General features: G+C 72.0%; 17 protein-coding genes. 11 read left to right on the plus strand and 6 right to left on the minus strand.

Translation table 11 applies throughout. The features are described 5' to 3' along the window. Positions 1-12 precede the first annotated feature (12 nt). The 4 genes from ACWCSU_RS01925 to ACWCSU_RS01940 form a co-directional block, all read right to left on the minus strand. Positions 13-975, minus strand: coding sequence for a glycosyltransferase (locus ACWCSU_RS01925; protein ID WP_449932916.1), 963 nt, complete (start codon positions 973-975; stop codon positions 13-15). A gap of 56 nt (positions 976-1031) precedes the next feature. Beyond that, a complete protein-coding gene (locus ACWCSU_RS01930) occupies positions 1032-2231 on the minus strand; it encodes an acyltransferase family protein (protein WP_357702658.1) in 1200 nt (399 codons plus the stop codon). 172 nt (positions 2232-2403) lie between these two features. Continuing rightward, positions 2404-4026 (minus strand): LCP family protein, encoded by a 1623-nt coding sequence (locus tag ACWCSU_RS01935; protein WP_357702660.1) that lies wholly within the window; start codon positions 4024-4026, stop codon positions 2404-2406. Positions 4027-4169: 143 nt separating this feature from the next. Further along, positions 4170-5723 carry a hypothetical protein gene (locus ACWCSU_RS01940; protein WP_449932919.1) on the minus strand — a complete coding sequence of 518 codons (1554 nt, stop codon included), beginning with the start codon at positions 5721-5723 and terminating at the stop codon, positions 4170-4172. Between the two features lie 65 nt (positions 5724-5788). Between ACWCSU_RS01940 and ACWCSU_RS01945 the strand changes: the two genes are divergently transcribed. From ACWCSU_RS01945 to ACWCSU_RS01960, 4 genes are read left to right on the plus strand one after another with little or no spacing between them, the layout of a single operon-like run. Beyond that, the gene (locus ACWCSU_RS01945) at positions 5789-7813 is read left to right on the plus strand and encodes a glycosyltransferase family 39 protein (RefSeq protein WP_449932921.1); all 2025 of its coding nucleotides are present in this window, start codon (positions 5789-5791) and stop codon (positions 7811-7813) included. Between the two features lie 33 nt (positions 7814-7846). Further along, positions 7847-8674 (plus strand): hypothetical protein, encoded by an 828-nt coding sequence (locus ACWCSU_RS01950; RefSeq protein ID WP_449932923.1) that lies wholly within the window; start codon positions 7847-7849, stop codon positions 8672-8674. A gap of 58 nt (positions 8675-8732) precedes the next feature. Continuing rightward, complete coding sequence (locus ACWCSU_RS01955; RefSeq protein WP_357702668.1) at positions 8733-9662, plus strand: glycosyltransferase family 2 protein; 930 nt, start codon at positions 8733-8735, stop codon at positions 9660-9662. Positions 9663-9665: 3 nt separating this feature from the next. Continuing rightward, complete coding sequence (locus ACWCSU_RS01960) at positions 9666-10730, plus strand: glycosyltransferase family 4 protein (protein ID WP_449932926.1); 1065 nt, start codon at positions 9666-9668, stop codon at positions 10728-10730. Here the strand turns inward: ACWCSU_RS01960 and ACWCSU_RS01965 are convergent. Then, positions 10631-11590, minus strand: a complete 960-nt coding sequence (locus tag ACWCSU_RS01965; protein ID WP_357702672.1) for a lysylphosphatidylglycerol synthase transmembrane domain-containing protein — start codon at positions 11588-11590, stop codon at positions 10631-10633. The two genes, ACWCSU_RS01960 and ACWCSU_RS01965, sit on opposite strands and share 100 nt — an antisense overlap. A gap of 144 nt (positions 11591-11734) precedes the next feature. Here ACWCSU_RS01965 and ACWCSU_RS01970 point away from each other — a divergent pair, with 144 nt between their 5' ends. The 7 genes from ACWCSU_RS01970 (at position 11735) to ACWCSU_RS02000 (ending at position 21194) form a co-directional block, all read left to right on the plus strand. Beyond that, the gene (locus ACWCSU_RS01970) at positions 11735-12562 is read left to right on the plus strand and encodes a class I SAM-dependent methyltransferase (protein ID WP_357702674.1); all 828 of its coding nucleotides are present in this window, start codon (positions 11735-11737) and stop codon (positions 12560-12562) included. Next, positions 12559-13467, plus strand: coding sequence for a lysylphosphatidylglycerol synthase domain-containing protein (locus ACWCSU_RS01975; protein WP_364086376.1), 909 nt, complete (start codon positions 12559-12561; stop codon positions 13465-13467). Before ACWCSU_RS01970 ends, ACWCSU_RS01975 begins: the two co-directional genes overlap by 4 nt. A gap of 95 nt (positions 13468-13562) precedes the next feature. Next, positions 13563-14681, plus strand: coding sequence for a glycosyltransferase family 4 protein (locus tag ACWCSU_RS01980; protein ID WP_357702678.1), 1119 nt, complete (start codon positions 13563-13565; stop codon positions 14679-14681). Positions 14682-14713: 32 nt separating this feature from the next. Further along, positions 14714-15793 carry a sugar phosphate nucleotidyltransferase gene (locus ACWCSU_RS01985; RefSeq protein WP_449932930.1) on the plus strand — a complete coding sequence of 360 codons (1080 nt, stop codon included), beginning with the start codon at positions 14714-14716 and terminating at the stop codon, positions 15791-15793. A gap of 74 nt (positions 15794-15867) precedes the next feature. Continuing rightward, entirely contained in the window at positions 15868-16761 is an 894-nt protein-coding gene (locus tag ACWCSU_RS01990; protein WP_357702735.1) for a DNA-3-methyladenine glycosylase family protein, read from the plus strand. Positions 16762-16812: 51 nt separating this feature from the next. Then, entirely contained in the window at positions 16813-19365 is a 2553-nt protein-coding gene (locus ACWCSU_RS01995) for a bifunctional FO biosynthesis protein CofGH (RefSeq protein ID WP_449932932.1), read from the plus strand. A gap of 116 nt (positions 19366-19481) precedes the next feature. Further along, complete coding sequence (locus ACWCSU_RS02000; RefSeq protein ID WP_397040584.1) at positions 19482-21194, plus strand: substrate-binding and VWA domain-containing protein; 1713 nt, start codon at positions 19482-19484, stop codon at positions 21192-21194. Positions 21195-21235: 41 nt separating this feature from the next. Here ACWCSU_RS02000 and ACWCSU_RS02005 read toward each other — a convergent pair whose 3' ends face one another. Further along, entirely contained in the window at positions 21236-21661 is a 426-nt protein-coding gene (locus ACWCSU_RS02005; RefSeq protein WP_357702686.1) for a DoxX family protein, read from the minus strand. Between the last annotated feature and the right edge of the window lie 10 nt (positions 21662-21671).

The following is a 21671-nucleotide window of genomic DNA, read 5'->3' on the forward strand; positions in this document are numbered from 1 at the left end:
CGCTGGCCATTCCTACACCGCCAGCGCGTGTTCGGGCAGGGCCGCCCACGACTCGGCCAGCTTGACGAAGTCCCCGGCCCGGTCGGGCCAGTGGTGGCGCAGCCGGGCCTCGGCGTGCCCGAGCGCCCCCAGGTCGGCCCGCCGCACGGGGTCCTCCTTGAGGTCCAGTACGGCGTCCAGCAGCGCGTCCACGTCCAGGGGTACGACCAGGCCGCAGCCGGTGCCCCTGACCAGCGGGGCGGCCTGCGGGGTGGCGATCACCGGCAGGCCGCGGCCCATGTAGTCGAGGATCTTCGTCGGCGGCTCGGTCACGGCGTCGCCGGCCAGGGACAGCCCGGCCAGAGCGCCCTCGGACATGCGCAGGGCGTGCCGGTTGGGCACGTACCCGAACCAGTCGAGCAGGCCGACGCGCTGGGCGTCGCGCAGCAGCGGGCGCACGTCGCGGTCGGCGCCGCCGATGAGGTCCATCCGGACGCCGTGCGGCGCCAGGCGCTCGGCCAGGGCGATCAGCTCGGCCACGCCGCGGTCGGCCGCCAGGCGGCCGATGTGCACGACCCTGGTGTCGCCGGGAGGAGGCGGGCTGGGCGACACCAGGGTCGCTTCGGGCACCACGGCGGAGGTGATCACGTGGTGCCGTCTCTCCGCGCGTGCCCGCCGCCTGGGGGAGACGTCCTCGCGGACGTCCCAGACGACCGGAGGGCGCCGGTGGGGCAGCACGCGCAGCAGCCGTTGATCATGCACGATCAGCAGGTCGGCGTCCCGCACGCCGCGTCTCAGCGCCGCGCGGGCCTTCCCGTACGGCGCCTGCCGGGCGACGTCGACGGCCGTGAGCCCGACGGCCGGGGTCACGTTGTAATAGGTGAACGGCGCGACGTAGGTCACCTCGTGGCCCGCGTCGAGCAGCGCCCTGATCTGCCGGTGCATGATCCGGGCGTCCTCGGGATGATGGACGGTGGTGGCGACACATGCGCGCATGTGTCGATGCTCCGCGTCTACCAGGTCAAAGGCGTTAACTCAGGTAGAAGTGCCGCTTAACTTCCAGAGGGGCGGCGATAGAGCCAGGTCAGGCGAGGTTCGAGCACCCATTTGAAGACCGTGCGCGTCTCCGGCAGGCACAACACGATCGCCAGCGCGAACGAGCTGCACGCGATGGCGAGCACCCCGAGCGGCCCGTGCAGCCACGGCAGGGCCAGCCAGCCCTGGTCCTTGGCGATCAGCACCGGGATGCCGTGGAGCAGGTAGCAGTAGAGCGTGCGGGTGCCGAGGTCGGAGTACCAGGTCTCGCCGCGCGGCACCAGCGCCAGCACGGCGAAGCTCATCGCCAGGGCGCAGACCAGCAGCCCGGCCTTGAGCAGCAGGCCCATCCACCAGGACAGGTCCATGTCCTGGAAGCTGTTCTTGAAGTAGAACGGGGCGAGCGGCGCCTTGGGCGCGATGACGATGGCCACGGCCGCCGCGCACAGCAGCGTGACGCCCGACGCGATCTTGATCCAGAACTTGTTGAGCATCTCGAAGTGCTCGGGCTGCATCACCAGGCCGATCACGAAGAACGGCAGCAGGCCGAAGAAGCGGTCCATGCTGAAGTCGCCGGTGATCTGCGAGAACCCGGCGAACATGTAGATCACGATGGCGACCGGGACCGGGTGCTTCATCCGCTTCCACACCGGTGTGGACAACCGCCAGAACAGCAGCGCCAGCAGGTACCAGTTGAGCCACGCCGGATCGATGATCGTGAGGCTCCACTTCTGGCCGAGCCCGGCGCGGACGGCGGCGTAGCCGATCTCCACGATCACGTACGGCACGACGAACGTGTCGACGAGCTTGTTCGTCTTCGCGTTCGAGTTCCAGAAGTTCCTGGACAGGTAGCCACTGATCAACACGAACAGCGGCATGTGGAACATGTAGATGTAGATGTAGAGCGCTCTGGAGGAATGGGCCGCGAGCGTGGGCACCAGCGAGTGGCCCAGCGGCACGAGCGCGATCAGGATGAACTTGACGTTGTCGAGGTAGGGGTCGCGCCGGCGCTTGGGCGGCTCGGGCTCCTCGGCGGGCTCCTGCTGCTCGGCGGGACGCTCGGCCGTCGCGATGCCGTGGGGGTCGGTCTGGTTGCCCCAGACGGGCTCCTGGGGCAGGGGCCAGCGAGCTCCAGTGTTCGCCGGCCCACCTTCCTCGCCGGGGCCGTCAGGGCTCCGCGGGGTCGTGACCGGTGGGGAGAACTTTGTGTCAGACACTGGGGAGCTCAGCTTCGCTAGGGGCCGGGGTGCACGACGCAATTCTGACATTTCATACTTACAACCGCCTTAACTGCGGCTGTGTCGCGCTGCGTCGCCGACCCGCAAACATTATCTCGATCTAGTGGTCCCTGTCTCACCAGACGTCCGGTTCCACAGGGAACTTGGAGCCTCAGGTGCACACGTTCTTCTGGTCGGAGGCGGTGATCGTGCTGTTGTTCACGCTGTCAGGAAGCTTGGTCACCTTGACCGACTTGAAGTCCGAGCCCACGACGAGCTGGAGCACCGGAGCGCCCTTTCCGCCGGTTCCGGCGGAAAGGCCGGAGGTGTAGGGCTGCGGGTTGGTCGCGGTGACCTTGCCCGCGGTGGGGGCCGGCTTGGGCAGCACCGCGCCGGACAGCACGGCCGCGTAGTCGGCGCCGGTGGCGGCGCCCTTGGCGTAGTGGATCTCGCTGGCCGGCAGGCTCGCGCCGTCGGCGGCCTGGTAGTTGCCCACGCCGACGACGTTGAAGCCCTGCTTGGCCAGCTCGTCGGCCACCAGGCGGGCCTTGCCCGGCGTGGTGGTGCCGTTGAGCACCTGGACCTTGACCTGCTCGGGCTTCGGGGTGACCTTGGGCTTGGTGGTCGCGCCGGCGCTCGGGGACGGGCTGGGCAGATCGGTGTCGCTGATGACCGAGGCCCACAGCGCGGAGGCGTCGGGCTCCTTCCAGACCACCCGGTTGGGGTCCTGCGGGTCGGGCAGCCACGGGATCGTGGTGAGCTGCACGCCGCCCGCGGTCAGCTCCTTGGCGCTGGTGGCGATGTCGATGAGCTGCTGGGTGTCGTTGGCCAGCTCGGGGTCCATGGTGACCGAGCCCGCCGCCGCCTTGATGAAGCCGGTCAGCTTGCCGATGTCGGTGAGCAGCTCGCTGCTCGTGGCCTTGGCGATGACCTTGCTCAGGAAGATCTGCTGGCGCTTGATGCGCTGGATGTCGCTGCCGTCGCCGTAGTGGCGCAGGCGTACGTAACCGAGCGCCTTCTCGCCGTTGAGCAGGCTCTTGCCCGGAGGCAGGACGAGATGGGACGCCTTGTCGTTGACGCCGGACTTGAGGCAGATCTCGATGCCGCCGAGGGCGTCGACGATGTTCTTGAAGCCGCTGAAGTCGACCTCGACGAAGTGGTTGATGCGGATCTGGGTGAGCGTCTCGATCGTGGAGATCGTGCACGCGATGCCGCCGGAGTTGTACGCCGAGTTGATCATGTCCCGGCGGGGCGGCATCTCGGCCTTGGTGGTCTCGTTCTTGCACTTCGGGATCTGCACCATCGAGTCGCGCGGGAAGCTGATCAGGCGCGCCTTGTCCCGGTTGGGGGAGATGTGCATGACGATGATCGTGTCGGTGCGCTTGCCGCCGGCGTCGGCCGTCCTGGCGATCTGCTGGCCGTATCGGGCGTTGCCCTTGCCCGCGCGGGTGTCGGAGCCGACGAGCAGCACGTTGAGCGCGCCCGTGTCACGCGGACGCGGGTTGATGATGTCCTCTTTGACGCTCTTCTGGGTGATGTTGCCGAAGGCGTCGCGGTAGACGGTGTAGCCGGTCAGCGCGCCGGCGACCATGACCGTGGTGACGGCGATGCTGACCCAGGCCAGCACCCGCATCTTGCCCTGCCCGCCGCCGTCGCCGTCGCCGCGGTGGCCGCGGGCGGGCCGGTCGTCGGGCGGGGAAGGCGGGGAGCCCGCCGCCCGTCGCGCCATCCGGCTGCCCGGAGCGCTGGAGGCGACTCTGGCGTCCTGAACGGACGCGCTCCTGTAGTCACTCATACGCCCCCCAGCCTCGTTCCTTGCGCCAACGCGCCGGCTTGGTCGCTCCGCGCCACGAGATTAGGTCACGTACGGCGTGCCCGGTGCCATGACCGCCGGAAACGACCGTGACCCGGGCGTGATGTTTCCGCGGCACAGCATACTCAGAGCCGGACATTTCGTGGAATATCATTGCCAAAGTCTTTCCCGCTTTCTGACCGTCTCCGCAGGTCAGGCCGGACGCTCAGGGCCCCCGCCAGGCAGGCGAGAGGCGCGGCCGGAAGCACGTACCGGTAGTCGAACTCGGCCACGGCGGGCGGTGTGACGAGTAGCACAACGGCTGCCGACCAGGGCACCAGCCACGCCGGCGGACCGGCGTGACGCAGGCCCCGCGCCCTGCGCACGGCGGCCGCGACGGGCGGCGCGAGCAGGAGCACCAGCAGCACCGGGCCGGGCAGGCGCACCACGCTCTGGTAGCCCCGCAGCCACCCTGCGTAGGGCTCGACGATCTCCGTACCGATCGCACCCTGCTCGTAGAGCTTGGCATAGTCGGCGCCGACCTGCGCGGGATAGCGGCCAGGTGGTCCGGGTGGGGTCACCGGGAACTCGTAGTAGGCGTAGATCTCCGCGTCGGGATAGACCGGACGCCCCCACGCGAACGTGCGGCCCAGCTCGGACAGCACCGAGCCGGCGTAGTCGAGCGGCTGGCTGGTGACGGCCAGGGTCGCGAACCTGGAGGCCAGGTCGTCGTTCGCCTTCGAGAACGTGATCCCCGGCAGTTTCACCAGCGGCGAGTCCTTGCTCCAGATGTACTCCTGCGACGGCGGGCGCAGCTCCGGCGGACGCGGGTCGCACAGGACCCGCAGGTCGGCCGGCGGGTCCATCTTGGCGCAGTCGGCGAAGGACATCGTGCGGGCGTAGAGGAAGACGCCGTTCGCGCCCACCAGGCCGACGCGGTGGTTGGCGGCGTAGAACCAGGCGCCGTAGGCGACCACCGGGACCAGCGCGGCGGCGAGCAGCGCCCCGGCCAGGCCCACGCGCCTGCGCAGCACGAACCACGCGGCCAGGACGACGATGAGCGGCTGGCCGACGGTCCTGGTCAGGGTGGCGGCGGCCAGCAGCAGGCCGATGGCGGCGACGGTGGAGGGCCTCTCGGTCAGGCTCAGCGCCACGGCGGCCACGATCAGGAACAGGAACAGCGTGTCGGAGACCAGCAGGTGCTCCAGCTCGACCTGGTACGCGTCCAGCAGCACGGGGACGGCCGCGAGCGTGCGCGCCCAGCGGGGGGCCCGGCGCGCGGCCACGTAGACGATGACGCCGGTGGCCAGGCCGAGCAGGTGTTGCGCGGCGGTGACCGCCCAGAAGCCGTGGAACGGTTGCAGGAGCTTCAGGAACATCGAGTAGCCCGCCGGGCGCACCAGGTCGGGGCGTGGGTGGAAGACGGTGACGATGTAGGTGTAGGAGTCGGGGAACCACAGGGCCGGGCGGTAGCCGAGCATGGCGAGCGCGCGCAGCGCCGCGCCGACCGCCAGCACACCCGCGAACCAGCCGTGCCGCCGCCACCAGCCGGGCTCCCTGACGCGGAAGACGATCCGCCACCAACCGGGCTCCTGGACCCGGGAGGCGATCTGCCGCCAGGTGTGGGGTGCGCCGTCCCGGGCTGGGGCTCCCGCACCCGGCCCCGGCTTCACCTGCGCGTCATCCCGCTCCTCCTGCACCTCGCGTACGCTACCCGCGTTTCCGTGGACGCCGTGACTCCGGCGTTGGATACGCTCGCTCACCGATGGAACGTGATCGATCGGGCCGTGTACTGGCCGCGCTGTCGGTGTCGCCCGCCCTCGCCGTGGCGGGCTGGCTGCTCGTGGGCCTGCCGCTGCTGCTGGCCGGCCGGTTCGCGCCGCTGCCCGCGCTGCTGCTCGGGGTGACCGCGGCGGCGCTGTTGTGCTGGGCGGGCACGCGCGGCGTCCGGCGCGGGGCGCGTGGCGCGGGCCAGGGCGTCCAGGCCACGCCGTGGCAGGTGGCCGGGGTCCTGGCGGTGGCCGCCGGGTCGGGCGTGTTCAACGTCGTCATGCACTCCGAGCAGCTCCTCGTCCGGCGCGACCCGGCGACCTACGCCCAGTACGCGGCCTGGATCGCCGGGCACGGCTCGCTGCCGATCCCCGACCAGGCCGCGGCGTTCGGCGGCCACGACCCTTCCCTGTACTTCGACAGCGTCGGCACCTACCCGGTGGACGGCGGCGTGGTGCCGCAGTTCATGCCGGGGCCGCCGATGTTGTTCGCGATCGGCGACTGGCTGGGGGCGCCGTTCGCGGTGCCGGCCGTGCTGGGGGCGCTGGCCGTGCTGACGGTGGCCGGGGTGGCGGCGCGGCTGGCCGGCGGGCGGTGGGCGGTGCTCGCGGCGGCGGCGTTCGCGGTGAGCCTGCCGATCCTCTACACCTCGCGCACGACGTTCAGCGAGATCCCGTCGCTGATCCTGCTGTTCGGCGGCCTGGCGCTGGCGCAGGACGCGATCGAGGCCGAGCGGCCCGGCTGGCGGCAGGGGCTGCCGGCCGGGCTGGTGCTGGGGCTGGCCGTGCTGGTCAGGGTCGACGGGCTGCGCGACGTGCTGCCGGTGCTGGCGTACGCGGGGCTGCTGATCGCGATGCGGCGGTCGGGCAGGCCGCAGGGGGCGGTGGGGGTGCCGCTGCTGGCCGGGCTGGTGGCGGGGGCGGGGCTGGGGCTGGTGGCGGCGTACGCGCTGGCCCGGCCGTACCTGGAGTATCTGTCGGGTTCCGTCCGGCCGCTGCTGGTCATCTGCGCGGTCGTGCTCGTGCTCGCTCCGATCGGCGTGGCGGCCGCACCCGTCCTGGCCAGGATCCGGCCGCCGCGGTGGCTGCCGACGGCGGGGGCCGCGCTGGTCGTGCTGGTCATGGCCGCCCTGTACGCCCGTCCCTGGTTCCAGACCGTGACCAGGAAGGCCACGAACGTCGACGACGCCCGCACGGCCGAGTTCATCGCCCAGACCCAGCAGGCCAACGGCCTGCCCATCCAGCCGGAGCGGCTGTACTTCGAGTACTCACTCCACTGGGTCACCTGGTACATCGGCATCCCGGCCGTCGTCCTGGCCACGGTGGCGGCGGCCGTGCTGCTGCGCAGGCTGCTGCGCGACGGCAGGCCGTTCGTCTGGCTGCTGCCGCTGGCGGTGATCGGCTGGACGACGGTCACCACGCTGCTGCGCCCCGAGATCACCCCCGACCAGCCGTGGGCCTCGCGGCGGCTGGTCCCGGTCGTGATCCCCGGGCTGATCGTGCTGGCGGTGTGGGGGCTGGGCTGGTTGCGTGAGCGGTCGTGGCCGCGCGAGCCGGTACGGCGGTGGGCGACGGTCGCGGGGGTGCTGCTGGTGCTCGCGCCGCCGGTGGTGACCTCGATCGGCACCGCGTTCACGCCGGTCGAGCGGGGGGAGGCGGCGGCGGTCCGGACGATGTGCGCGGCGATCCCGCCCGAGGCGTCGGTGTTGTTCGTCGAGCGGGTGACCGGCGACCGGTTCACCCAGCTCGTCCGCGGGATGTGCGGCCGTCCGGCGGCGCAGGTGACGCGGCCCCCGACGCAGGACCTGGCGGAGGAGCCGGCGGTCCGGGCGGCCGTCGAACGGGTCAGGGCGGCCGGCCGGGTGCCGGTCGTGCTCGCCGCGGACCCCGCCCAGGTAGCCCCCTACGGAACCCCGCGCCAGATCATGGGCCTGGTGACCCGCCAGGACGAGCGCTCGCTCGTGGATCCGCCCGACGGCACGTGGTCTCTGCGGGTGAACGTGTGGATGGCGGTGGGTTGACCCCGGTCCGGGAAGATCGCGATAGTTCTGGACATGTCTGACACCGACGAGCTGTCGTTCGGCGACGACCGGGAGCCCTGGTTACGGCCCTGGATCAGAGCCCACCAGAGGACGGCGGCGATGATCGTGGCGGCCGTCCTGGTGGTGGCGGCGCTCGGCGGGGGCGGCTGGTTCCTGTACCGGCGCTCGCTCCTGCCCTCACCTCCTCCCGTCGGCGCGCTGCCCGTCGTGGACGGCTTCACCGTCACGCTGTGCACCGAGGGGACCCAGGGCTGCCCGGAGGGGACCGCCGAGCGGGTGCTGGCGCTGGTCCGGCAGATTCCCGAGGCGGTCGCGCCCACGCTGGTGCCCGCCGACGAGATCGAGCGGCGCTGGGCCCAGAAGGTGATCATCGACGAGGGACTGGCCAAGCCCCGCGAGGCGAGCTGGATCCCGCAGATCGAGGCCGGGCTGCGCGGCCCGGCCGACTACGGCGCCGTCCGGCGGCGGCTGGCCGGGGAGCCGGGCATCCTGGTCATGCCCCGGATGCCCGGCTTCTGGGAGGGCAAGGCCGACCTGAGCGTCGTGATGTGCAGCCGCCGGCGGCAGTACCCCGCCTGCCGGGCCGCGGCGACCGAGGCCCAGCGCGACGCGGTCGTGGCGCGGCTGCGCGAGCTGGACGGCGTGGACGAGGTGTTCCTTCAGGACAAGCCGTTCGGCCTGCGCCTTTCCCGGCTCTACCAGGGCGACGTGCCGGCTCTCACGCTCGACGCCGTCTCCGAGGTGTTGTGCGTACGGTTCGACGACCCGGCAAGGGCCAAGGCCGTCGGTCAGGAGATGCTCAGGATGCCCGGCGTAGGATGGTCGCAGCTGATCAAGTGAGTCTGAAGCCCGTCGATGTGGACTCGGCTTCCAGCGGGGCAGAGTACCCTCGACCCCCGTGAGCACGCTTGAGACCCCCAAGAGTGGACCTGCCGTGGAAGAAGCGCCGTACGTCACGATCGTCCTGCCCTGCTACAACGAGCAGGACCACGTCATCGACGAGGTCGAGCGCATCACGCGGGCGATGGACTCCAGCGGCTACACCTACGAACTGGTCGCCGTCGACGACTGCTCGACCGACCAGACCCTGGCCCGGCTCAAGGAGGCCGCGCCCGACTATCCCCACCTGCGCATCCGCGCCTTCCACCGCAACGGCGGCTCCGGCACCGTGCGCCGGATCGGCACGCAGGAGGCCAAGGGCGAGATCGTCGTCTGGACCGACGCCGACATGACCTACCCCAACGAGCGCATCCCCGAGCTGGTGCAGATCCTGGAGAAGGACCAGACGGTCGACCAGGTCGTCGGCGCGCGCACCAGCGAGGAGGGGTCGCACAAGATCCTGCGGGTGCCGGCCAAGTGGGTGATCCGCAAGGTGGCCGAGAAGCTCGCCGGGCAGAAGATCCCCGACCTCAACTCGGGCCTGCGCGCCTTCCGCAAGTCGGTGGCCCGGCCGTACCTGCGGCTGCTGCCGCCCGGGTTCTCGTGCGTCACGACGATCACGCTGTCGTTCCTGTCGAACCAGCACGACGTCTACTACCTGCCCATCGAGTACGCCAAGCGGGCCGGCAAGTCGAAGTTCAGCTTCGTCTCCGACGCCTACCGCTACATCCTGCAGGTGCTGCGGATGATCATGTACTTCAACCCGCTCAAGGTGCTCATGCCGCCCGCGCTCTGGCTGGTGGCGATCGGCATGGTGAAGGGCGTCTGGGACATGATCCGGCAGCCGTTCTACTTCCCGGCCAACACGGTCATGATCTTCCTGTCGGGCCTGCTGATCGGCTCGGTGGCGCTGCTGGCCGACCTGATCGTGCGGTCGCGGGGGGAATAGCGCGTGCGCATCGCGATCGTCGGCCCGACCTACCCGTACAAGGGGGGCGGGGCGCAGCACACCACCGAGCTGGCGCACCGGCTGGCGGCCCAGGGCCACGACGTGGTGATCGAGTCGTGGCGGGCCCAGTACCCGTCGTTCCTCTACCCGGGGCAGCAGACGATCTCCGAGCCCGAGGGCACGCCGTACCCGAGGACCGCGCGGCGGCTCGACTGGCGGCGGCCCGGCGGGTGGTTCGCGGCGGGGCGGCGGCTGCGCACGGCCGACCTGGTGGTGCTGGCGGTGCTGAGTCCTGTGCAGGTTCCTCCGTATCTGGGGATCCTGTCCGGTATCGGGCGGAAGGTCCGGACGGTCGCGCTCTGCCACAACGTGCTGCCGCACGAGCGGAAGCCGTACGACCAGCCGCTGATGAAGGCGCTGCTGCGGCGGGTCGACGGCGTGCTGGCCCACTCCGAGCAGCAGGCCGAGCTGGCCAGGGGGCTCGCTCCGGGCAGGCCGGTCGGGGTGGCGGGGCTGCCGCCGCATCTGCCGTCCACGTCGGCCGAGCAGTCGGGCGGGGTGCGCGGGCGGTTGCTGTTCTTCGGGATGGTGCGCCCGTACAAGGGGCTCGACCTGCTGTTGCGGGCGTTGCCCGAGGGCGTCTCGCTGACCGTCGCGGGCGAGTTCTGGGGCGGGCTCGACGGCACGAAGGCGCTGATCGACGAGCTGGGCCTGGCCGACCGGGTCGAGCTGCGGCCCGGGTACGTCCCCGCCGCCGACGTGCCCAAGCTGTTCGCCGCGGCCGACGCGCTGGTGCTGCCGTACCGGAGCGCGACCGCCAGCCAGAACGTCTGGCTCGGCCACGAGCACGGCGTGCCGGTGATCGCCACCCGGGTGGGCGCGCTGGCCGACCACGTGACCGACGGCGTCGACGGCCTGCTGGTCGAGCCGGGCGACGCCGGGGCGCTGCGCGCGGCGATCGAGCGCTTCTACGCCTCGGGCGAGCCGGAGAGGTTGCGGTCGGGGGTCAAGGCGGTCGATCCCGAGCCGTTCTGGGCCGCGTACGCGGGCGCGCTGCTCGCGCTCTGACGGCCGAGCACGAACGCGACCCCCGCGGCGACCGCGTCGGCCAGCGTGAACGCCAGCCGCGACACGATCGCCACCGCGATGGCCGGGGCGGTGCCGATGACCGGCCCGAGCACCAGCACGAGCGCGCCCTCCCGCACGCCCACCCCGGCGGGCACCACGAAGGCCAGGATGCCGGTGCACCAGGCGAACGCGTACGCGCCGGTCGACACGAGGTAGAGGTCGGGGCGGCCGGACAGCAGCCAGGTGTGCAGGCCGTAGACGAACCAGCCGAGCGCCGTCCAGGCGACCGTGACGACGACCGTGCGGCCGGGCAGCACGCTCTCCAGCGGTTCCTTGCGGGCGATGCGCAACGCCAGGTTGAGCCCCCAGGTGAGCACCTTGGGATGCAGGCACACGATGATCACCGGCACGAGCAGCACGACGTACCAGGCCCGGCGGACGGCCTCGTGCGAGCTCAGCGTTGCGGCGGCGATCGAGATGCCGACGCCCAGGTTGACCACCAGCCCGAGCGAGATCGTGGCGAACGTGCGCCGCGGCGGGCTCCCGTGGTCGCGCCCGAGGTCCATCATGGCCGCGTACGCCCACACCGCGCCCGGGATGTACTTGCCGAGCTGTCCCACGAACATGATCCGCCCGGCCACCCGCAGCGGCAGCCGCGTGCCGAGCCCCGCCATGATCTGCCGCCAGGCCACCAGCATGCAGACCTGCCCGGCCAGCACCGCCCCGAACGCCCCGAGCACCGCCCACGGCGACAGCCTGGTCAGGGCCTGCGTCGTGTCGTGCCAGTTCCTCGCCAGGCCGTAGCCGAGGAAGGCGAGGGCGACCAGCGCGAGCAGGACGCGCAGCAGGCGGCGCAGCATCAGGCCAGGCTACGCGGGAGCCCGGGCGGAGAGCCAGCATGCCGGGCAGGTCGCGCAGAGCCGGCCTGCCGGGCGGTCGTGGAGAGCCGGCATGTCGGGCAGGTCAGCGTACCGGGGCCCGCGGCGCGGGTACTGTTGGGCGGCGTGGGCAAGCAACGCGTCGCGCAGCTCGAGTACTCCGAATTCCAGTCGGCCATGCTCGACGAGGACAAACGCCGCCGCAAGGCCGCGAAGATCATCGCCGTGCTGGAGCACTTCCAGGGGCCGCTCGGCGGGCTGACCGTGGGAGATGTCGGCTGCTCGGCCGGGTTCATCGCCGACGAGCTGGCCCAGGCCGGGGCCAAGCACACGCTGGGCATCGACATCGACGTGCCGGGGCTGCGCAAGGCCGCCGACCGGTTCGGCGAGCGGGTGGCGTTCGTCTGCGGCGACGGCACGGCGCTGCCCTTCCCCGACGGGTCGATCGACGTGCTGGTGTTCAACCACATCTACGAGCACGTGGTCGACCCCGACGCCGTGGTGGCCGAGATGCACCGCGTGCTGTCCGACGACGGGGTGCTCTACCTCGGGCTCGGCAACCGGCTCGGGGTCGTCGAGCCCCACTACAAGCTGCCGTTCCTGTCGTACCTGCCGCCCGCGCTGGCCGACCGCTACGTGCGCGCGTCCGGCCGGGCCGACCACTACTACGAGCGGTTCAGGACGCGGCGGGGGCTGCGCAAGATGTTGCGGGCCTTCCACGTCTGGGACTACACGTTCCCGGTGCTGGCCACGCCGACCAGGTTCGCCGGCTCCGAGCTGTTCCCCGGCCTGCCCGGGCGGCTGGTCAAGGCCGTGCTGGCGCGCGTCCCGCGCGAGGTGCTGCGGCTGCTGCTGCCCGTCGTCCCGACGTACCTGTGGGTGGCCACCAAGACGCCGCGCAGGCCCGCGGGGCCGGCGCTGCCGCAGCCGCCCGAGCGGGTCCTGCCGCTGTGAGCCTCGTGGAGGAGACCGGCGCGAGCGCGATCCCCAAGCGGTCGCTGCCGCGCCGGCTGCTGCGCTTCGGCTTCCTGGCCGTCGCGCTCGCCTTCGGCGCGTGGGCGGTGGCCAGGCAGTGGGACGCCGTGGTGGCCGGGTTCGCCCGGCTGTCGTGGCCGGCGCTGGCCGGGTCGCTCGTCGCGGTGGTCGCCGCGCTGCTCGGGGCCATGCTCACCTGGCGCACCCTGCTGGCCGACCTGGGCTCGCCGCTGCCGCTGCGGCCGGCCGCCAAGGTGTTCTTCGTCGGCCAGCTCGGCAAGTACATCCCCGGCGCTGTCTGGCCGGTGCTCGCCCAGATGGAGATGGGCCGCGACCTGGGCGTGCCGCGCCCGCGCAGCGCCACGGCGTTCTTCCTGATGATGCCCGTCCAGATCGCCAGCGGCCTGCTCGTCACGCTGGTCACGCTCGGCTGGCACCGGTTCGGCTGGGTGCTGCTGTTCATCCCGCTGCTGCTGGTGCTGCTGGAGCCCAAGGTCGTCAACGGCGTGATCGGCTTCGGCCTGCGCAAGCTCGGGCGGGAGCCCCTGGAACGTCCGCTCACCCGTCGTGGCATGCTCACCGCGCTCGGCTGGGCGCTGGCCGGCTGGACGGCCTACGGCGTGCACTTCTTCTTCATCGCCCCGCAGGGCGGCCTGCTGTTCGCCGTCGGGGCCTTCGCCCTGTCGTGGTGTCTGGGCATCGTGACCTTCGTCGTGCCGGCGGGGGCCGGGGTGCGCGAGGCGGCGATGGTGGCGGTGCTCGCCCCCGTGCTCGACAGCGGCGCGGCCATCGCTGTGGCCCTCTGCTCCCGCATCGTCATCGTCGTCGGGGACCTGATCTGCGCGGGCTTGGCGGGAATCGCCTCACGTCGCGACTCGGTGTGATTTGCCCCACGATTTGGGGGAGGGTGGTCATAAGCTGAATCGAAGAGGGGGCCCGCCAGGTCCCACGTCGATCTTGAGGGGAGAAGATCCACGTAATGCCTCGAGTGCTCGTCGATGCCGCCGCGGTCCCCGCCGACCGTGGCGCGTTGATCCGGTACGTGGACGGGCTCGTGGCCGCGCTCCACCGGGCCGGGAACGATCTGGCCGTGGTCTGCCAGCGTGCGGACGCGGAAAGGTACCGGCGCCTGGCGCCTTCGGCCCGGGTCATCCCCGGCCCCGTCGCCATCACCAACAGGGCCGCCAGGCTCGCCTGGGAGCAGACCGGCGTGCCGCTGCTCGCCCGCCAGACGGGGGCCGAGGTCATCCACGCCCCCTACTACTCCATGCCGCTGCGTTCCGGCGTCCCGACCGTCGTGACGGTGCACGACGTGACCTGGTTCACCGAGCCCGAGCAGCACAGCCCGGCCAGGGCCGCGTTCTTCCGCTCGGCCACGCGCACCGCCGTCCGGCACGCCCAGCGGGTCATCGTGCCGTCCAAGGCGACCAGGGACGAGCTGGTCCGCGTGCTGTCGGCCGACCCCACCCGCATCGACGTCGCCTACCACGGCGTCGACGTGGCCCACTTCCACCCGCCGAGCCAGGACGAGATCCGCCGGGCGGCCATCAGGTGCGGGCTGCACGGCCGGCCGTACGTGGCCTTCCTCGGCAACCTCGACCCCCGCAAGAACGTGCCCAACCTGATCCGCGGCTTCGCCGCCGCCGTGAAGCGGCTGGAGACGCCGCCCGCGCTGGTGCTCGGCGGCGGCGTGCACGAGGACGACGTCGACGCCGCCTGCCGTGAGGTGGAGGCCACCGTCCGGGTGATCAGGCCGGGATACCTGCGCGCGCCCGACCTGCCGGGGTTCCTGGGCGGGGCGCTCGTCGTGGCGTTCCCCTCGCGGGGCGAGGGCTTCGGCATGCCGGTGCTGGAGGCCATGGCCTGCGGCGCGGCCGTCCTGACCAGCCATCGCACCTCGCTGCCCGAGGTGGGCGGCGACGCCGTCGCCTACACTGAACCGGACGCGGACAGCATCGCCGACGCCCTGGGCGAGCTGCTGGCCTCCTCCGAGCGGAGGCGGCAGTTGCAGGAGGCCGGGCGGGCACGGGCACGCGAATTCACCTGGGAGGCCTCCGCGGAGGCGCATCTCAACTCTTATCAACGCGCAATCGAATAGTTCGCTACTCTCACGGAGTGATGGAGAGCTCTTTGCCAGACCTCGAGGCGATCCTCCTGGTCGGGGGGCAGGGCACACGCCTGCGTCCGCTGACACTGGGCACGCCCAAGCCGCTGCTGCCGACCGCCGGAGTGCCGTTCCTGGCCCACCAACTCGCCCGCGCCCGGTCCTTCGGCGTACGCCGGATCGTGTTCGCGACCTCGTACAAGGCGGCGATGTTCGAGCCCGCCTTCGGTGACGGGTCGGCACTCGGGCTCTCGCTCGAATACATGACCGAGGAGACGCCGCTCGGCACCGGCGGGGCCATCCGCAACGCAGCCGAGGCGCTCACCGCGGGGCCCTCCGACCCGGTGCTCATCCTCAACGGCGACATCCTGTCCGGGCACGACATCGGCGACCAGGTGCGCACCCACTGCGAGCGCGAGGCCGCCGTGACGCTGCACCTGACGGAGGTGGACGACCCGACGCGGTTCGGCTGCGTCCCGACCGACGAGTCCGGACGGGTCACCGCGTTCCTGGAGAAGACCCCCAACCCGGTCACCAACCGCATCAACGCCGGTTGCTACGTCTTCACCCGCTCGGTGATCGACTCGATCCCGCGCGGCGAGGTCGTCTCCGTGGAGCGCGAGACGTTCCCCGGGCTGATCGACTCCGGCGAGCTGGTGCTCGGGTACGCCGACCGGACGTACTGGCTCGACGTGGGCACTCCCGCCGCGTTCGTGAAGGGCTCGCGCGACCTGGTGCTCGGGCGGCTCGACTCGCCCGCGCTGCCCGGCCCGCAGGGCGAGCACCTGGCGCTCGACGGGGCCGAGATCTCGGCCGAGGCCAAGGTCCAGGGCGGCACCGCCGTCGGCGCGCGGGCCGTCGTCGAGGCGGGCGCGTCCGTGGTGGGGTCGGTGCTGTGCGACGACTGCGTCGTCGAGTCCGGCGCCACCGTGAGCGATTCGGTCGTGGGCAAGGGCGCGCGGATCTGCGCCGGCACGGTCGTGCGCGACGCGGTGATCGGCGACGGCGCGGTGGTCGGGCCGGGCAACGAGCTCCAGGGCGGGGTGCGCGTCTGGCCCGGCATCGAGCTGCCCGAGCGCGCGGTGCGCTACTCCAGCGACGTCTGACCCGGCCCTGACCCGCTCGGCCGGGCCGTGCGGGTGAGCGACCACCCGCCGCCGCGCGGCAGACTGGACGGGTGATGGAACGCAGGTGGGAGCCCGACGGGCCGCTCGACGTCGAGCTGGCCCTAGGCCCCCACAGGCGCGGCACCGGCGACCCCGCCTGGCGCCGCACCCCCGACGGCTCGGTCTGGCGCACCTGCCGCACCCCCGACGGCCCGAGCACCCTGCGCGTCACCGTGACGGCCGGATCCGTGCACGCCCAGGCGTGGGGGCCCGGCGCCGGCTGGTCGCTGGAGACCCTGCCCGCCCTGCTCGGCGCGCTCGACGACGTCTCCGGCTTCCGCGTCCGGCACGACGTGCTGGCGGACGTGGCCCGCAAGCACGCGGGGCTGCGCATCGGGCGTACCGGGCGGGTCATGGAGGCGCTGGTGCCCGCCGTGCTGGAGCAGAAGGTCGTCGGCCGGGAGGCGTGGCGGGCCTGGCGCCACCTGCTGCGCCACTACGGCGAGCCCGCGCCCGGCCCGGCCCCCGACGGCATGCGGGTGGCGCCCGAGCCGGTCGTGTGGCGGCAGATCCCGAGCTGGCACTGGCACCGGGCGGGCGCGGAGGCCGTCCGGGCCAGGACGATAGCCAACGCCGCCTGGCACGCCGCCAAGCTGGAGGCCGCCGCCACCACCGAGGAGCTCGACCGACTGCTGCGGGCCCTGCCCGGGATCGGCGTGTGGACGTCGGCCGAGGTGCGCCAGCGCGTCTTCGGCGACGCCGACGCGGTGAGCGTGGGGGACTTCCACCTGGCCAAGCTGGTCGGCTACGCGTTGACGGGGGAGAAGACCGACGACGAGGGGATGATGCGGCTGCTGGAGCCGTACCGGGGGCACCGGCACCGGGCGACGGTGCTCATCTGGCTCAGCGGCGTGCGTCCGCCCGCGCGGGGGCCGCGGATGCCGGCGCGCGACTACAGGTCCTTCTGACACCCGGCCCTGAGTGCGGGTCACGAACTCAGGTGTGCGTACTGTGCCTCTATGAGTGTTGTCAGTGATTCCGCGCTCCGCCGTGCCCTCGCCCGTGCCCGTGACGGCAAGGCGCTCGACCTCACCGAGGCCGTCGTGCTGCTGCACGCGCGCGGCGAACAACTCGACGCGCTGCTCGACCACGCCTCCCGCGTGCGCGACGCCGGGCTGAAGGCCGCCGGCAGGGAAGGGGTGATCACCTACAGCAGGAAGGTGTTCATCCCGCTGACCAGGTTGTGCCGGGACCGTTGCGGCTACTGCACGTTCGCCACCGCGCCGCACAAGCTGGAGTCGGTGTTCCTGAGCCCGGACGAAGTGCTGGAGATCGCCCGGCAGGGCGCGGCGATGGGTTGCAAGGAGGCGTTGTTCACGCTGGGGGACCGGCCGGAGGACCGCTGGCACCAGGCCCGCGAGTGGCTGGACGCGCACGGCTACGACGACACGCTGTCCTACGTGCGGGCCATGGCGATCAGGGTGCTGGAGGAGACCGGGCTGTTGCCGCACCTCAATCCCGGTGTGCTGAGCTGGCGTGACCTCCAGCGGCTCAAGCCGGTCGCGCCGTCGATGGGCATGATGCTGGAGACCACCTCGCGGCGGCTGTTCGAGGAGAAGGGACAGCCGCACTACGGCTCCCCCGACAAGGACCCGGCGGTACGGCTGCGCGTCCTGGAGGACGCCGGACGCACCAACGTGCCGTTCACGACCGGCATCCTCATCGGCATCGGCGAGACCGTCGAGGACCGGGCCGAGTCGATCTTCGCCATCCGCCGGGTCGCCCGCGAGTACGGCGGCGTCCAGGAGGTCATCGTCCAGAACTTCCGCGCCAAGCCGGACACGGCCATGCGCGGCCTGCCGGACGCCGACCTGCACGAGCTCGCCGCCACCATCGCCGTCGCGCGCCTGGTCCTCGGCCCCCGCGTACGCCTCCAGGCCCCGCCCAACCTGGTCGACTCCGAGTACGCGCTCATGATCCGCGCCGGCATCGACGACTGGGGCGGCGTCTCGCCCCTGACCCCCGACCACGTGAACCCCGAACGTCCCTGGCCGCAGATCGACGACCTGGCGGTCCGTACCGCCGAATCCGGCTTCGACCTGCGGGAACGCCTGACGATCTACCCCGAGTACGTGCGGGCCGGCGAGCCCTGGCTGGACCCCCGGCTGTTCGCGCACGTCGAGGCCCTGGCCGACCCCGCCACCGGCCTCGCCCGCGAGGACGCCGTGCCGGTGGGCCGTCCCTGGCAGGAGCCCGACGGCGGGTTCGCCGCCTCCGGACGGGTGGACCTGCACGTCGAGGTGGACACCACCGGCCGCGCGACCGACCGGCGCGACGACTTCGACCACGTCTACGGCGACTGGGCGGCCCTGCGCGACCGGCTCGGCCCGGTCGCGGCCTCGACGCCGAGCGACGTCCGGCAGGCGCTCAGGCGGGCCGAGGCCGACCCGGCCGGGCTGACCGACGCCGAGGCCGTCGCGCTGCTGGGCGCGGAGGGCGAGGCGCTGGACGAGCTGGCCGCCATCGCCGACGCGCTGCGCAAGGAGGCCGCCGGCGACGAGGTCACCTACGTCGTCAACCGGAACATCAACTTCACCAACGTCTGCTACACCGGCTGCCGCTTCTGCGCCTTCGCCCAGCGCCGGACCGACGCCGACGCGTACACGCTCAGCCTGGACCAGGTGGCCGACCGGGCCGAGGAGGCGTGGGCGGCGGGCGCGTCCGAAGTGTGCATGCAGGGCGGCATCCATCCCGACCTGCCGGGAACCGCGTACTTCGACATCGCCAAGGCGGTCAAGGCCAGGACGCCCGGCATGCACGTGCACGCGTTCTCCCCGATGGAGGTCATCAACGGAGCCTCCCGGACGAACCTGTCCGTACGCGACTGGCTGGAGGCCGCCAAGGAGGCCGGCGTGGACTCGCTGCCCGGCACGGCGGCCGAGATCCTGGACGACGACGTGCGCTGGGTGCTGACCAAGGGCAAGCTGCCGGCCAAGGAGTGGATCGACGTCATCACCACGGCCCACGAGGTCGGCATCCCGACCACGTCCACGATGATGTACGGCCACGTGGACCACCACCTGCACTGGGTCAGGCACATCAAGCTGATCAGGCAGTTGCAGGAGCGCACCGGCGGGTTCTCGGAGTTCGTGCTGCTGCCGTTCGTGCACACCAGCGCGCCGATCTACCTGGCCGGCATCGCCCGTCCCGGCCCCACCGCCCAGGAGAACCGCGCGGTGCACGCCCTGGCCAGGATCCTGCTGCACGGCGCGATCTCCAACATCCAGTGCTCGTGGGTCAAGCTCCAGGACGACCTGTGCCGCCAGGTGCTCCAGGGCGGCGTGAACGACCTCGGCGGCACCCTCATGGAGGAGACGATCAGCCGGATGGCGGGGTCGGAGAACGGCTCGTACAAGACGATCAGCGAGCTGCGCGAGATGGTCGAGGTCACCGGCCGTCCGGTGCGTCAGCGCACCACCGAGTACGGCAGCCCCACGGCCGAGCGGCTGGCCGCCGCGCAGGCGAGCGACGGGGTGTGCCAGAGCGTGAGAAGAATCTTGCCGATGGCGTAGTTATAACAAGTTCTAACAAGGCTTGCGCCCGGCACGGGAGGCACTGGAAGAATCATCACTCCACTGGAGAGAGGTTCATCGTGCGGTTTGGTCGACACCGTGCCGCGCTGCCTCCCGTGCAGCGACGCAGGAAGGCGCTCCAACGCGGCCTGCTGGCCGGCCTCGCCGCCGTGGCCGTCGCCGCCGGCAGCCTCTATGTGGTCCTCGGCGGCGGTCCCGCCCTGTGCGTGTCACGAGAGCCTGTTCTGGTCAGCGTGGCCGCCGCCGTGGACGTCGCGCCGGCGGTCATGGAGGCCGCCGGGCGCTTCAACGAGACCAAGACGTCGGTCGGCGGGCGGTGCGTGCTGGTCCAGGTGACCGAGCAGCCGTCGGCCACGGTGCTGCGCACGCTGATCGGCGACCGGGCCGGCGTGCTGCACGAGCGTCCCGACGGCTGGATCGCCGACTCCTCCGCCTGGATCAGGCTGGCCCGCAGCCAGGGCGCGAGCGCGCTGCCCGCGGGGGAGACCGTGGTGGCCACCTCGCCGCTGGTGTTCGCCACGCGGTCGTCGCTGGCCCGGCGCTTCTCGGTGGGCGGGACCGAGATGAACTGGCGGATGGTCTTCCCGCCGACCCTGCGCGGGCGGCTGACGCCCAACTCCGACGAGCCCGACGTCGTACGGGTGCCCGACCCGTCCCTGGTGGGGGCGGGGATCGCGACCGTCGCCGCGGCCAGGGACGTCGTGGGCACCGGGCCGGCCGCCGACAAGGCGCTGACCGCGTTCGTCCGGTGGGCGCAGGCCGGGTCGGCCCCCGACTACCGCAGCATGCTCGACGCCGTGGACGACCGCGGGTTCTGGCAGCGGCCGGTGGTCATCGTCCCGGAGCAGTCGGTGTGGAACCACAACCGGGTGCCCTCGTCCGACCCGGTCGTGGCGTTGCACCCGCGCGAGGGCACGATCGACCTCGACTACCCCTACGTCGTCACGGCGGCCGATCCGGCCGTCGCGGAGGCGTCCACGGCCTTCGCCGACTGGCTGAAGGGCGCTCAGGCGCAGGAGATCGTCCGGCGGGCCGGGTTCAGGTCGGGCGACGGCAGGCTGGGGCCGCTCTCGCCGGGCCCGCAGATCCCGTCGCAGGCGCCGCGGACCAGGCCGTCGGTGTCGCAGCAGGACATCGACGAGGCGCTGCGCGCCTGGAGCAGGCTGGCGCCGCCGACCAACATCCTCGTCCTGGCCGACACCTCCAGGCACATGGCCGAGCCGCTGAACGGCAGCACCAAGGTGCGCATCGCGCTGGCCGCGGCCAAGATCGGGCTCCAGCTCTTCCCGAACTCCACGCACATGGGCATGTGGGAGTTCGCCGACAAGGTGGGGAACACCAGGAACTACCGGGAGCGCGTCAGGCTCGGCCCGATCAGCGAGCCGGAGTCGGGCCAGGTGCTGCGGCGCAGCGTCCTAGACGAGCTGACCAGCACGATCGCCCCCCACCCCGACCTGGACAGCTCGCTCTACGACGCGATACTGAGCGGGTTCCGCAGGGTCGGCGGCGACTACCGCGACGACATGAACAACACGCTGCTGGTGATCACGGCCGGCCAGGACGACGGCAAGGGCGTCAAGCTCCCGCGGCTTCTCGGCACGCTGCGGAACGAGTGGGACCCGGACAAGCCCATCCAGATCGTCATCATCGCGTTCGGCAAGGACGTGGACCGCGGCAGCCTGTCGCAGATCGCGGCGGTCACGAACGGCTCGCTGCACGTGGCGCAGGAGCCCGGGGAGATCATCGACGTCTTCCTCGGCGCGCTGGCCCGCAGGCTCTGCCACCCCACCTGCAAGCCGGCCGCCTGAGGGGATGCCGGTCGCCCGGCACCCCCCGGCCTGGATCTGGCCTAGATCTGCTGCACGGTGGCGTTCTCGCCGCGATGGTGGAGGTGGGACACGAGCTTGTCCAACGACCACGCGCCGCTGCCCAGCAGCGCCAGCATCAGGAACGACCACGAGAACATGGCCGCGGTCTCGCCCCCGTTCTGCAACGGGAACAAGCCCTTGGGCAGGTGGACGGTGAAGTAGGCGTAGGCCATCGTGCCCGAGCAGAGCAGGGCGGCGATACGGGTGGCGAGCCCGATGAGGACGAGGCCGCCCGCGCCGAGCTCGATCACCCCCGCCCACCAGTCGGGCCACTGGCCTACGGAGGGGGTCGTTCCGCCGTACGGACCGCCGAGTACGCCGAACAGAGTGGCGGCCCCGTGGCAGGCGAACAGCAGGCCCACCACGATGCGGAACAGCGACAGCGCGGCGTCACGAAGCTTGGTCATCGACGTGTCC

Source organism: Nonomuraea sp. NPDC001699 (assembly GCF_053596455.1).